This is a genomic window from Aquimarina megaterium XH134 (assembly GCF_000520975.1).
In the GTDB taxonomy this organism is placed as follows: Bacteria; Bacteroidota; Bacteroidia; order Flavobacteriales; family Flavobacteriaceae; genus Aquimarina; species Aquimarina megaterium.
The window spans coordinates 45,755-58,970 of record NZ_JACB01000036.1 but is presented as its reverse complement, the minus strand read 5'-3'; the positions used below and the strand labels follow the sequence as shown (position 1 = coordinate 58,970).

Below are 13,216 nucleotides of genomic sequence, written 5' to 3'. Positions count from 1 at the left end.
TACCTATTATATAGCGGATCTTAAATATACTTCTAAACTATTGTTTATGCATCGATATTTGCATATACAGCGTTCTTTTCTATAAACTCTCTACGTGGTGGTACTTCGTCTCCCATTAGCATAGAAAATATACGATCGGCTTCGGTAAGATTTTCGATAGTAACCTGACGCATTGTTCTAAATTCTGGGTTCATGGTAGTATCCCAAAGTTGTTCTGCATTCATCTCTCCAAGACCTTTATATCGTTGTATTTTAGAATTTTCTCCAAACTCTTTTACAATCATATCTCGCTGATCATCGTTCCATGCATATTGCTTTTTGGCTCCTTTTTTCACCAAATATAGTGGTGGAGCTGCTATATAAATATGCCCTGCTTCGATGAGTTCCTTCATATAACGGAAAAAGAAGGTTAAGATTAATGTAGAAATATGACTACCATCGACATCGGCATCACACATAATTACAATTTTATGATAGCGTAATTTTGAAAGATTTAGTGCTTTGCTATCTTCTTCAGTACCAATGGTAACACCAAGAGCTGTAAAAATGTTTTTGATTTCTTCGTTTTCAAAAACTTTATGATGCATTGCTTTTTCTACATTCAATATCTTACCACGTAACGGAAGAATTGCCTGAAACATACGATCTCGCCCTTGTTTTGCTGTTCCACCTGCAGAATCTCCCTCGACTAGAAACACTTCACATAATGCGGGGTCTTGTTCTGAGCAATCAGAAAGTTTACCAGGTAAACCTCCAATACTCATCACAGATTTACGCTGCACCATTTCACGTGCTTTTTTAGCAGCATGACGTGCCTGGGCAGCTAGGATTACTTTCTGAACAATCGTTTTAGCATCATTTGGATTCTCCTCAAGATAATTCTCCAGCATTTCAGAAACAGCTTGCGATACCGCAGAAGTAACTTCTCTGTTTCCTAATTTGGTTTTAGTCTGACCTTCAAATTGTGGTTCCTGAACTTTTACAGATACAATTGCTGTTAATCCTTCACGGAAATCATCTCCCGCAATTTCAAACTTTAGTTTATCTAATAATCCTGAAGCGTCTGCATATTTTTTTAACGTAGATGTAAGACCTCTTCTGAAACCTGATAAATGCGTTCCTCCTTCATGCGTATTAATATTATTTACATAAGAATGTAAATTCTCTGCATAAGAATCATTATAAATCATAGCGACTTCTACCGGAATATTGTTTTTTTCACCTTCCATAGAAATTACATCTGCTATAATAGAACTACGACTTGCATCAAGAAATCGTACAAATTCTTTCAACCCTTCTTCAGAAAAGAAAGTTTCAGTAACATCGTTACCTTCATCATCCTGATGGCGCTTATCGGTTAACGTAATTGTTATTCCTTTATTAAGATATGCCAATTCTCGCAGACGACTTGCCAAAGTATCATAATTATACTCTAGCGTTTGTTGAAAAATTGTGGCATCTGGCTTAAAAGTTACTATAGTACCGTTAAAATCTGTATCTCCTGTAGATTTAACCGGATATAATGGTTTTCCTCTTTCATATTCCTGCTCCCATACTTTACCATCTTTATGAACAGTTGCGTGCAAATGATCTGATAATGCATTTACACAAGATACTCCTACCCCATGAAGACCACCAGAAACCTTATAAGAATCTTTATCAAATTTTCCTCCTGCTCCTATTTTGGTCATTACAACCTCTAGAGCAGAAACACCTTCTTTTTTATGTATACCTACAGGAATCCCTCTACCATTATCACGAGTAGTAACAGAATTATCTTCATTGATAGTTACTTGTATAGCATCGCAATGCCCTGCTAGTGCTTCATCAATTGAATTATCTACTACCTCATACACCAAATGATGTAACCCTCGAGATCCAACATCACCAATATACATCGATGGACGCATACGTACGTGCTCCATCCCCTCGAGTGCCTGAATACTATCGGCGGAGTAATTTTTCTTATTAGCTTCTTCGCTCATAAAATCCCTTAATTAATTATTTTATTTTTTTGACAACAAACAAAGATAAAAAAAGAGTAAAAGGATCAAAGAGTTTTATCAAGAAGGATTTAACGAGTTATCAACAATTAGTTAAGAATAGTACTAGAAAAATAAAAAACGCTCTTAAAAACGATAAAAACGCCCTTAAAATGAATTTAAGATTTATTTATATTCTTGAAAGGATGATTTTCAATTTGCAAAATCTGTAGTATTCATCACAGTAAATTATAAGTATTATAAATCATACCCCGAGTATATATATACGCCAAAAACAAGTAGTTATTACACAAATCTTATCAGTTTACACCTCATAAATAACATTTTATTTACTAAAACGACATGTTTATGTAAAAGAAATTAATCTTTAGAATGTTGCGTCTATATTTGATAATAACATTTTTACACAAACTTAATATAACAATTATGAAAACTAAAAAAATTAATGTGCTCAAAACCCTTACATTGAGTGCAGTATTACTTTTTGCTTCTTGTCAAAAAGAAAACATTGATGAGAGCACAAATACAAACTCATCATCGACAACTGGAAAAACTATTGAAAAATATTTTCAGGGAGATTTGGTAACTGTCGAAGACATAGGTAATGGTCTTCGGGACAATCGTATGCAGTAGGAGATAAAGTAACCTATTCTGGTTATTTATACACGTTACAAAGTAATAACAGATGGCTTCGGGGAGAAAGATGTAGCAACTAAATTAGTTCATATCACCCAAAAAAAATGAATTTGTAAAGAAGGCTATAATCATTTTTGTAGCCTTCTTTTATTTTAATTTTCAACATAAGATATATTACAAAACCCTAAGAAAATATTCTTAGGGTTTTAATCTCAATTAACTCAACTTTCAGCTAAAATAAACTGTAATTTTTATCATATAGCAACATCATCATAAGCTTCTTCATGTACATTGGCAATAGCTCTACCACTTGGGTCATTCATATTTTTAAAAGCTTCATCCCATTCTAAAGCAATTTTTGTACTACATGCTACCGATGGTTCTTGAGGAACACTTAATGCCGCAGTATCACTAGGAAAATGTCCTTCAAAAATAGTTCTATAGTAAAATTCTTCTTTGTTTTGAGGTGTTTGTATTGGGAACCTAAAATGCGCATTCGCCATTTGTTCATCTGTAACTTCGACCTCAACAATTTCTTTTAATGTATCGATCCAACTATACCCTACTCCATCAGAGAATTGTTCTTTTTGCCTCCAGGCTACGCTCTCTGGTAAATATGATTCAAAAGCCTTACGAATAACCCATTTTTCCATTCTTTCCCCATTAATCATTTTATCTTTTGGGTTAATTCTCATTGCAACATCTATAAACTCTTTGTCTAAAAACGGAACTCGCCCTTCGATTCCCCATGCAGCAAGCGATTTATTTGCTCGTAAACAATCATACATATGTAATTTGTTGAGTTTACGCACAGTTTCTTCATGAAATTCTTTTGCATTTGGTGCTTTATGAAAATATAAATACCCTCCAAAAATCTCATCGGCTCCTTCTCCCGACAGTACCATCTTTACTCCCATAGATTTAATAACTCTAGCCATTAAATACATTGGAGTTGAAGCTCTTATGGTAGTAATATCATAGGTCTCTAAATTATAGATCACATCTTTTATCGCATCAAGACCTTCTCGAATAGTAAATTTTATTTCGTGATGTATGGTTCCTATATGATCGGCTACTTTTTGTGCAGCTTCCAAATCCGGCGAACCTTCTAATCCAACAGAAAACGAGTGCAATTTTGGCCACCATGCATCTTTGGTGTCACCGGATTCTATTCGTTTTTCTGAATATTTTTTTGCTATAGCAGAGGTTACTGAAGAATCTAATCCGCCAGACAATAGAACACCGTAAGGAACATCAGACATCAATTGTCTATGAACAGCTGCCTCTAGAGCATCTCTTAGTTCATCAATACTCGTTTGATTTTCTTGCACTGCTTTATAATCAGACCAATCTCTAACATACCACTTCTTTGGTTCTCCTTCTTCACTTGACAAATAATGTCCCGGAGGAAACAATTCTATTTTAGCACAAACTCCTTCAAGAGCTTTTAACTCGGATGCCACATAGAAAGTACCGTTTTGATCCCATCCCATATAAAGAGGAATAATCCCCATATGATCTCTAGCAATGAAATACGTATCCTTTTCTACATCATATAGTGCAAAAGCAAAAATACCATTAAGATCATCTAAGAAATCTACACCTTTTTGTTCATATAGTGCCAAAATTATCTCACAATCAGATTCTGTTTGAAAATCATAAGTTCCTTCAAATTGTTTACGAAGCTCCCTGTGATTATAAATTTCTCCATTAGCTGCTAGTACCAGTTTATTATCTGCACTAAACAATGGTTGTTTACCAGAAACCGGATCTACTATAGCCAATCTTTCATGAGCTAGTATTGCATTTTTACTGGAGTATATTCCACTCCAATCCGGGCCTCTATGTCTAATTTTTCTTGACATCTCAAGTAATTGAGGTCGTAACATCTCTGAATCTTGCTTTATATCAAAAGCACAAACAATTCCACACATATTCTTCTTTTTCTATTATTTTGAAAGGTCAAAGGTGGATTTATAGTTACAAAATTAAAACAATAAACACAGTACAGCTTACACATTAAAACAAAAAATATAATAAACTATAACAAAAAGAAACTTTAAAAAGGATATATTCTTATATATACTACCATATTGTTATCTCAAACATTTAACACAATTTATAGACTCGATTAACATTTCAATTGTAAGTTCAACAATATCTTTACGTCTGTCATAAAAATTAAAATCAAATTATGAAAAAATCACTCGTATTAATTATTATTATGTTTTTGGGTACATTATCAAGTGTAAACGCTCAAAAATTTGCAGGACTGCAGAAAAGTCCAACCGATATTTCTTATGCTAAGAAAGATAGAAATGCCAAACCAGAGATTAAAGTTGTCTATAGTCGTCCACAAAAGAAAGGGCGTAAAATTTTTGGTAGTTTAGCTGCATATGATAAAGTATGGAGAACTGGCGCTGATGAAGCTACCGAAATTAGATTCTCTCAGGATGTAAAAATGGGAGACAAAACCATTAAAGCAGGTACATATTCACTATTCACTATTCCTGGTGAAAAAGAATGGACTATTATTATAAATTCTGATCTAGATAGTTGGGGAGCCTACTCTTATGATAAAAGTAAAGATGTGGCTAGAATTAAGGTTCCGGTTGGAAGTGGTGATGAGTTAGAAGTTTTTTCTATAGCTTTCAAAAAAGTAGATAAAGGGTATCACATGGTTATGGGATGGGATACTACTCGTGTAGAAGTACCTTTTTATTTATAGCAAACGAAAGAGTTTACAATTTAATTCATAAAAAAATAGCTTGAAAATAAATTTTCAAGCTATTTTTTTCCTCAACTTTTGTGTTTGTTCTTATCTCGAACAGAGATAATAAGTTCTTATGTTATCTGTGAATAGCATGACCAGATGCCCCAGGTAACTCTTTTAGAAAATCCATCACAATTCTAAAAGTTAATCTAAATTTTGTGTAAAATAGCCCCATATGTTACGTTTAAAATTAATGTAATTATTATTCAAATATAATACCGATATAACTCGATGTCAATAAATTTATATATATTTTAGATATAAATCAAGATTTTATCGATAATAAGCACGAAAATCTTAATTCTAATAAGTCCACCCCCTAATGCTTTGTTATTTTATACAAGGATAATGGGGTAATTTCCCTAAATTCCTTAACATAAATTTTTCAAAAGCTTATTCTTTTTCGTTTCATTCGGTTTTCAAAATCGTCCCTCAACAATTTCAAAAAATCTTATCTATGGATTGCATTACTGCAAGCCGATGGTAGTTGTCTTAAAAAGGTTTTTAAAGCCTTTATATCAACAAAAAAAATACCGTAAAATAGCTTCATAATCTTTTGGTTTAAAATTGTTATACAAAGATAATGTCTATCTCATTTGACCCATAAAAATTAACATCGACAAAACAAAATTTTAGACATAAAACACTTTAAAACGCCATAACACCAAAAATCAATTTACATGTGTTAATTTTTGAGGTTTTTTCCCACACTGTAAAGTTGTGTTTTAGGGGTTTTCTCCCCCTTTTTTATTTCACATCCTTTCAATCAAATTTTCTTAAAACATATAAAACAACTAAAAAGCAGAGTTATATCTATATATTATTCTAGAAATACCATTATTCATTCCTTGTTAGAAATGTGAAAAAGAGATTATATTTAATATTATATAACCCATTTTTATGTTTTTTTTTGAATATTTTTTCCTTCAATTGAATATTATACTATGAAAAATTAAAGAAAATAATGAAGTCTATTGATCAAAACAATTATGACGTTTATCCATATAAAAACTTAAAACTTAATTGATCACTAAATGTAGCAATGAATTTCTAAGGAACTGTTAATTACACTGGGGATATGAAGTATTTTGTTTAACCCAAATAAAAAAAGCAGTATTTTAAAAAAGAAGTATTGATCATAAAAACAGATATAGTCCTTTTCTTATAAACCATATCATCTTTTTCTTACTTATAAAAATTAGTAAGAGACTGTTTCTTAAAACAATCTCTTACTAAGGATCTAAAAAATAAAATGATCGATGATAATAAACTAGTACATTCATCATTATCATTTATTGATTGCATACTGAGATGCTCCTGGAAGATCTTTTAAAAAATTAATTACTACGTTAAAACTTAATCCGAAAATAGAGGTAAAATATTTCATAACTGTCTGGTTTTTAATTACAGTTACAAATTTATCTCATATTTACATTGTAAGTATAAAAAATCGTTAGCTGGTCTAAAAGAATAATTAAAACGACATTTACATTCGACGAAAGGTAAATTCACGTTCAAAATCAAAAAGTTTATATACTTCTTTATGCAGATATTTATCTACGCATAGCATATAGAGATGCTCCTGGCAATTCTTTTACAAAACTGATAAAAGCTCTAAAAGTTAATCCAAATGTAGCGTATAAATTTTTCATAAGAAACTGATTTTAAATTGTTCACATAAATTTAAACACTACCAAAACAAGTAATAAAACAAAAATGATAATTTCGATATAAATACTTAAAGAGCTGGGTAAAAAGTATACGAAATATTGAAAAACCACAAATACCGTAGTCTTTTTCCTTCAAAATGAAAAATAAAATATGGGGAATTATCCCCAAAATTATGGAAAAACCATAACGCATTAGTGATTAAATACTTGTATTTTTATTCAAAAAGCTTTAAGAATCAAAGTGATAGATCTTTTTAGGGAATATTTAAGTATTTATGAGTTTGAAGAGAAACTTTCCATTTTGGGTTTTTCATAACATAATCGACAATCAGAGGAATGATTTTTTCGCGAACACTCCATTCGGGTTGAAGATACAATACACAATTATCAGAAACCTTGTCTGCTTGCCTCTCGGCAAATTCAAAATCACTTTTGTTATAAACAATACATTTTAACTCATTAGCTTTTTTATAAACTTCTTCTTTTGGAAGTTTTACTTTTTTGGGAGAAAGACAAATCCAGTCCCATTCACCTGTTAGAGGATAAGCACCAGATGTTTCAATATGAGTTTTAGCTCCTTTATTTCTAAGACCTTGAGTTAACAAGGTCATATCCCAGGTAAGAGGTTCTCCTCCTGTAACCACAATTACATCGCTATATTTTAGCGCATTTTCTACGATAACATTTGTATCTGTTGGAGGATGCAAATCTGCATTCCAGCTTTCTTTTACATCACACCAATGGCACCCAACATCACAGCCACCGATCCTAACAAAATATGCTGCTGTTCCTTTGTGATAACCTTCTCCCTGGATGGTATAAAATTCTTCCATCAAAGGAAGCATTTTACCATCATTCACCAATTTCTGTATACTCTTTTGCATAAGGTTGCAAATGTAAATAATATTAAATTACGATTTCAGAATAATTACATCTTAAAAAAATCTTCTAATCAAAATTATGAAACACTATCAAAAGCAACTTAATCCTGTATCTATGGTAGATGATAACTATTATCTTTATTCAGACTTAACAGCGATACATTCTATTTCGATTTTAGCACCAACAGCCAATCCTTTGGCAGCAAAGGTGGTACGTGCTGGTTTTTGTGGAAAGTAGGTTTTATACACTTCGTTAAAAGCAGAAAAATCTTCTATGTCAGCTAAAATCACGGTACATTTAACTACATCTACCATATCCATACCATGGTGTTGTAAAACTGCTTTTATATTTTCCAGAGTTTGTTTTGTTTCGGGCTGTATTCCTCCTTGCACCAATTTTCTCACACTATGATCCATTCCTACCTGACCAGACAGAAAAAATAGATTCCCTACTTGTACGGCATCAGAAAAAGGAGCTGTTGATTTTTTAGGCTCGTGAGTTTTATGAAAAACGACTGTATCTACAGGCTTTATAGTATCTGTATTACAACTCATTAAAAAAGCGAATAGACAAATAATTAATGTTATTTTTTTCATGGATCCTGAGTAATAAAAAATTAGTATTGTGATTTACTTTATATTAAAAGTAACTTATAATTTCTATAGAAAAGTTAAGATTCCTATTTTTATGCAAAATTATATCTAATTATGAGTGATAACCAGGCATTTCTTGAACATATTAACGAAGGTTATAAAACCAAAGGTGATTTTCTAACTATGGGAGCCGCTATGTATAATGGAGAAACAATAACCGATGCTCATGTAAAAATCCCTTTAAAAACATTAAATCGTCACGGGTTAATTGCCGGCGCTACGGGTACAGGTAAAACCAAAACTCTACAAGTGCTTGCAGAAAATCTAAGCGAACAAGGAATACCTGTACTCTTAATGGATATAAAAGGAGATCTTAGTGGGATTGCAGCTGCCAGTCCTGGTCATCCCAAAATTGACGAACGTCATGAAAAAATAGGTATCCCATTCGAAGCCAAAGATTTTCCTGTAGAGATTTTATCTCTTTCTGATCAGGATGGCGTTCGGCTAAGAGCTACAGTAAGTGAGTTTGGACCAGTTCTACTATCCAGAATTCTTGATGTTACTACAACTCAAGCAGGAATTATCTCTATCATATTTAAATATTGTGATGATAACAAATTACCATTATTAGATTTAAAAGATCTAAAAAAAGTCTTACAATATGCTACTCAAGAAGGTAAAAAGGAACTAGAAAAGGATTATGGACGTATTTCTACTGCATCTACGGGTTCAATTTTACGTAAAATAGTCGAATTAGAACAACAAGGAGCAGATCTCTTTTTTGGTGAAAAATCTTTTGAAGTTCAAGATTTATGTAGAATTGATGAAAACGGTAGAGGTATCATCAATATCATTAGATTAACAGACATACAAGATAAGCCAAAGTTGTTTTCTACATTTATGCTTAGCCTTCTTGCCGAAATATATGGCACTTTCCCAGAACAAGGGGACAGTGGGAGGCCAGAACTAGTGATTTTTCTTGATGAGGCTCATCTCATTTTTAAAGAAGCTTCTAATGCACTTATGGGTCAGATAGAGAGCATCGTAAAACTAATACGATCTAAAGGTGTCGGTCTTTATTTTGTAACTCAAAATCCAACCGATGTTCCTGATGGAGTTTTAAGTCAATTAGGACTCAAAGTTCAGCATGCGCTTAGAGCATTTACTGCCAAGGATAGAAAAGCGATTAAACTTACTGCAGAGAATTATCCAATTTCTGAATACTATGACACCAAAGAAATACTTACTTCTTTGGGAATTGGAGAAGCTTTGGTATCTGCCCTTGATGAGAAAGGACGTCCTACTCCATTGGCAGCAACTATGCTAAGGGCTCCTATGAGTCGAATGGACATCCTAAACGATAGTGAATTAAAAGCTTTACTTAAAAAATCAAAACTTATCCCTAAATATAATAAAGAAATAGATAGGGAAAGTGCTTATGAGCTTTTAAACGAAAAAATTGAGAAGGCAGAAGCAGAAGAAGCAAAAGCAGCCGCCAAAAAGGAAAGAGAAAAACTAAATAGAGGCTCATCTAGTTCTCGATCAAAAAGTAGAAGAGCTAGTGCTACAGAAAAAGCAGTGATAAAAGTACTTACCAGTGCAACTTTTATTCGAGGAGCTTTAGGAGTACTTAATAAGTTATTGAAATAATTTACGTTTATAATTTAACAAATCACTAAATCATCTAGTTATGGCAAAGAGAATGTTAAAAATTCTTCTTATTTCACTATTAATATATAGCTGTCAAAAAGAACAAAAACAAGATCCGTTTGAGATTACCAATAATAGAATAGGACTATTAACCAGCGAAATACAAATCAAAGAATTAGATTCTATCTATGCCAATGATTCTATTGCAAAAAGAGCTGCTGGAAATCAATTTCTTAATAATGTAAATGAAATAGAAATTTATGAAAAAGGAGGAACAAAGTTATTAGTTTTAGAAGCTCATAAAGAATCAGATCCAATGTCTACTATAGAAAACATTCAAATTGTGGATCCCAGATATAAAACTGCTTCGGGTTTATCTTCTAATGGTGTTTTTAAAGATATCAAAGACCATTACAATATCTCAAAAATTAATAATACACTAAGTACAGCTGTAATATTTGTAGATAGCATTCAGGCATATTTCACTATTGATAAAAAAGAATTATCAAAAAAGTTTCAATCTACTACCGATATAGAAATAACAGCAACAGATATACCCGATTCTGCAAAAATCAAACATTTCTGGATAAGCTGGGATGCAGCCAATTAAAAAACAAAAAAATGAGTAAAAAATATCAGATCCAAAAATCTCCTTTTATTGTTCCGACTACAGATGGAAAACTAATAGAAGAGCATTTTGGTATGGCAACTGATCAAAATTCTCAAATTAGTATCGCACATATGATTGCGCCACCTCATTGGAGCGAGCCTTTTCAAACCCCAGAGTTTGATGAATACACTTATATTATTAGAGGTAAAAAACAGTTTATCATTGATGGAGAAAAAATAATATTAGAATCGGGACAATCTATTAAAATTAAAAAAAACACAAGAATTCAATATACTAACCCATTTGATGAAGAATGTGAGTATCTTGCCATTTGCCTCCCTGCATTTACTATGGAAGCAGTACATCGTGAAGGTGAATGAAAGAAAAATATAAAAAATACTTGCCTCTTATCATTGGAAAATACATCCAGTTTCTTTTCCTTTTTTATCCAAAAAAGGCAATCAATAAAGCATATATCTTATTTTGTACTCCAAGAAAGGGTAAAATATTACCAGAACAAGAAGATTTTCTCGAAGAAGCAGAAGACGAAATGGTTCTTATCGATACTATCTATATCCAGACCTATAGATGGTCTAGCATGGGAGAAACAATTTTATTAGTTCATGGATGGGAAAGTAATACGCATCGATGGAAGGTACTCATACAAAAATTACATAAAAAAGGATTTAATGTAATTGCTTTTGATGCTCCTGCGCATGGTAATTCTACAGGAAAAATATTAAACGTCCCTTTATACACTAAGTGCCTTCAAAAAATAGTTGAACTCTATCGACCTAATCATATGATTGGGCATTCTGTAGGTGGTATGGCAACTATATTTCATCAATATACCTATCAAAATAAAGAAATAGAAAAACTAATCGTATTGGCGCCTCCTTCAGAACTTTCCAGAATCATGAAAGGATATCAGGAGGTATTAAAGCTTTCTCCTAAATTTATGAAAGCGTTAAATCATTATTTTAAAGAAAAACATGGTTTCTATTTTGATGAGTTTTCTATGGTTAACTTCGCTAAAAACTTAGTAGTTAAAGGGCTTTTAATTCATGATAAAAATGATGATATCGCTCCTTATAGTGAGGCCGAAAGTATTAGCAAAAATTGGAACAATGCTCAATTTATAACTACAGAAAATTATGGTCACTCTCTATTTTTTGATGAAGTTGACAATATGATTATTGATTTTTTGAAAGCATAAGCTTTAAACAAATCCTAATAGTGCCTTTCTTTGAAAAAAAAGCAATTCCCTCATTTAAAAGGGCCATTCACTCATTATTGTTTTTGCAAAACCAGCTTTCAACATAGATTTACGATAAATCTATATCATGAAAAATTTAATTTATATCTTCTTAGTATTCTCTAGTTCATGCGCTTTTGCTCAAATTAAAGGAAACGCAACAATTATTTCTAGGCAAAATATAATAGCTTCTGCAGAATTAGCGAATGCTGATATTTATGGAAATCAAATACAACAATTTAGGCAAAAGGATTTAACACCTAACCCTGTGATAACAATTGATGCTAAAGTATTAAACAATATTGTTGCCGATTCGTATACTGCAGTTTTTAATATCGTGCAAATTGGAAAAACATCTCAAGAAACTAATACGCTAATGAACGGGAGAGTAGAAAAAGTAAAAGATGAATTGCGCACCAAAGGTATTTTAGAGGGAGATGTTATTATCGATGTCATTTCATTTGTTCCTGTATATGAAACTGTAGTAGAAAAAAAATTATTCAGTAAAAAATACAATGAAGTCCCCAAAGGTTTTGAACTACAACAAAATATCCATGTAAAATTTACTAATGTAAATCAATTTGAGAAAATACTTTCTACCTGTGCAAATAACGAAATTTATAATCTTGTAAAAGTAGACTATTTTATAAACGATATACAAGCTGTATACAAACAACTACGTACAGAGATATTGAAAACTCTTAAAGAAAAACAACAATTCTATACCGATTTGGGTTTTGATTTAACGTCATATCATCCAACAATGGCAGATACTAAATATTGTCATTTTCCAAGAGAATTTTATAAAAGCTATCAAGCTTTTCATAGTACTTCTTTAGACACATTTAATAAGAAACAAGGGGTTGTAGCTGCAAAAAAACAAATCACGTATTATTATGATCCTATCTCATATAAAAACTATGATATGGTTATAAATAGCTCTATAGTTGAACCCGTTGTGCAAATAGGAATGGAAATAAAACTACAGTATACGCTTATACCAAAAGAGCAAAAACCAATTGAAAAAGAAGTAACAAATCCAAAATATTTCTTAATCTCACCAGATGGGAAGGTTGATATTAAAGAATTAAAATTGAATTAATACCATTTATCATTTTGTTATAACCATTATCTTTGTATACTA

General features: G+C 31.8%; 11 protein-coding genes and 1 pseudogene. 8 read left to right on the top strand and 4 right to left on the bottom strand.

From position 1 onward, the window contains the following. Window positions 1-44 precede the first annotated feature (44 nt). On the bottom strand, window positions 45-1,985 hold the full coding sequence (gene gyrB, locus Z053_RS0119125) for a DNA topoisomerase (ATP-hydrolyzing) subunit B (protein WP_025666586.1): 1,941 nt from the start codon (window positions 1,983-1,985) through the stop codon (window positions 45-47). A gap of 444 nt (window positions 1,986-2,429) precedes the next feature. Between gyrB and Z053_RS0119115 the strand changes: the two genes are divergently transcribed. Continuing rightward, complete coding sequence (locus tag Z053_RS0119115) at window positions 2,430-2,636, top strand: hypothetical protein (RefSeq protein ID WP_025666584.1); 207 nt, start codon at window positions 2,430-2,432, stop codon at window positions 2,634-2,636. Between the two features lie 5 nt (window positions 2,637-2,641). Then, a pseudogene (locus Z053_RS32210) lies at window positions 2,642-2,719 on the top strand (hypothetical protein); the annotation flags it as partial. Window positions 2,720-2,893: 174 nt separating this feature from the next. Here Z053_RS32210 and asnB read toward each other — a convergent pair. Then, window positions 2,894-4,573 carry an asparagine synthase B gene (asnB, locus tag Z053_RS0119110; protein ID WP_025666583.1) on the bottom strand — a complete coding sequence of 560 codons (1,680 nt, stop codon included), beginning with the start codon at window positions 4,571-4,573 and terminating at the stop codon, window positions 2,894-2,896. Window positions 4,574-4,833: 260 nt separating this feature from the next. Between asnB and Z053_RS0119105 the strand changes: the two genes are divergently transcribed. Further along, on the top strand, window positions 4,834-5,367 hold the full coding sequence (locus Z053_RS0119105) for a DUF2911 domain-containing protein (protein WP_025666582.1): 534 nt from the start codon (window positions 4,834-4,836) through the stop codon (window positions 5,365-5,367). Between the two features lie 1,969 nt (window positions 5,368-7,336). Here the strand turns inward: Z053_RS0119105 and Z053_RS0119095 are convergent. Both Z053_RS0119095 and Z053_RS0119090 read right to left on the bottom strand, forming a co-directional pair. After that, window positions 7,337-7,966, bottom strand: coding sequence for a 7-carboxy-7-deazaguanine synthase QueE (locus Z053_RS0119095; RefSeq protein ID WP_025666581.1), 630 nt, complete (start codon window positions 7,964-7,966; stop codon window positions 7,337-7,339). 135 nt (window positions 7,967-8,101) lie between these two features. Beyond that, on the bottom strand, window positions 8,102-8,560 hold the full coding sequence (locus Z053_RS0119090) for a RidA family protein (protein WP_025666580.1): 459 nt from the start codon (window positions 8,558-8,560) through the stop codon (window positions 8,102-8,104). A 111-nt stretch (window positions 8,561-8,671) separates the two neighbouring features. Between Z053_RS0119090 and Z053_RS0119085 the strand changes: the two genes are divergently transcribed. From Z053_RS0119085 to Z053_RS0119065, 5 genes are all read left to right on the top strand, one after another. After that, on the top strand, window positions 8,672-10,207 hold the full coding sequence (locus tag Z053_RS0119085) for a helicase HerA-like domain-containing protein (protein ID WP_025666579.1): 1,536 nt from the start codon (window positions 8,672-8,674) through the stop codon (window positions 10,205-10,207). Window positions 10,208-10,247: 40 nt separating this feature from the next. Then, window positions 10,248-10,817 (top strand): hypothetical protein, encoded by a 570-nt coding sequence (locus Z053_RS0119080; RefSeq protein ID WP_025666578.1) that lies wholly within the window; start codon window positions 10,248-10,250, stop codon window positions 10,815-10,817. A gap of 11 nt (window positions 10,818-10,828) precedes the next feature. Further along, on the top strand, window positions 10,829-11,197 hold the full coding sequence (locus Z053_RS0119075) for a cupin domain-containing protein (protein WP_025666577.1): 369 nt from the start codon (window positions 10,829-10,831) through the stop codon (window positions 11,195-11,197). Then, complete coding sequence (locus tag Z053_RS0119070) at window positions 11,194-12,033, top strand: alpha/beta hydrolase (protein ID WP_025666576.1); 840 nt, start codon at window positions 11,194-11,196, stop codon at window positions 12,031-12,033. The genes Z053_RS0119075 and Z053_RS0119070 overlap by 4 nt, the downstream gene beginning before the upstream one ends. A gap of 127 nt (window positions 12,034-12,160) precedes the next feature. Beyond that, on the top strand, window positions 12,161-13,174 hold the full coding sequence (locus Z053_RS0119065; RefSeq protein ID WP_025666575.1) for an SIMPL domain-containing protein: 1,014 nt from the start codon (window positions 12,161-12,163) through the stop codon (window positions 13,172-13,174). Window positions 13,175-13,216 lie beyond the last annotated feature (42 nt).

Bases quoted from the DNA above. Each gene is read 5' to 3' on its own strand.
- gyrB (WP_025666586.1), bottom strand. From the start codon at position 1,985: ATGAGCGAAGAAGCTAATAAGAAAAATTACTCCGCCGATAGTATTCAG.
- Z053_RS0119115 (WP_025666584.1), top strand. From the start codon at position 2,430: ATGAAAACTAAAAAAATTAATGTGCTCAAAACCCTTACATTGAGTGCA.
- asnB (WP_025666583.1), bottom strand. From the start codon at position 4,573: ATGTGTGGAATTGTTTGTGCTTTTGATATAAAGCAAGATTCAGAGATG.
- Z053_RS0119105 (WP_025666582.1), top strand. From the start codon at position 4,834: ATGAAAAAATCACTCGTATTAATTATTATTATGTTTTTGGGTACATTA.
- Z053_RS0119095 (WP_025666581.1), bottom strand. From the start codon at position 7,966: ATGCAAAAGAGTATACAGAAATTGGTGAATGATGGTAAAATGCTTCCT.
- Z053_RS0119090 (WP_025666580.1), bottom strand. From the start codon at position 8,560: ATGAAAAAAATAACATTAATTATTTGTCTATTCGCTTTTTTAATGAGT.
- Z053_RS0119085 (WP_025666579.1), top strand. From the start codon at position 8,672: ATGAGTGATAACCAGGCATTTCTTGAACATATTAACGAAGGTTATAAA.
- Z053_RS0119080 (WP_025666578.1), top strand. From the start codon at position 10,248: ATGGCAAAGAGAATGTTAAAAATTCTTCTTATTTCACTATTAATATAT.
- Z053_RS0119075 (WP_025666577.1), top strand. From the start codon at position 10,829: ATGAGTAAAAAATATCAGATCCAAAAATCTCCTTTTATTGTTCCGACT.
- Z053_RS0119070 (WP_025666576.1), top strand. From the start codon at position 11,194: ATGAAAGAAAAATATAAAAAATACTTGCCTCTTATCATTGGAAAATAC.
- Z053_RS0119065 (WP_025666575.1), top strand. From the start codon at position 12,161: ATGAAAAATTTAATTTATATCTTCTTAGTATTCTCTAGTTCATGCGCT.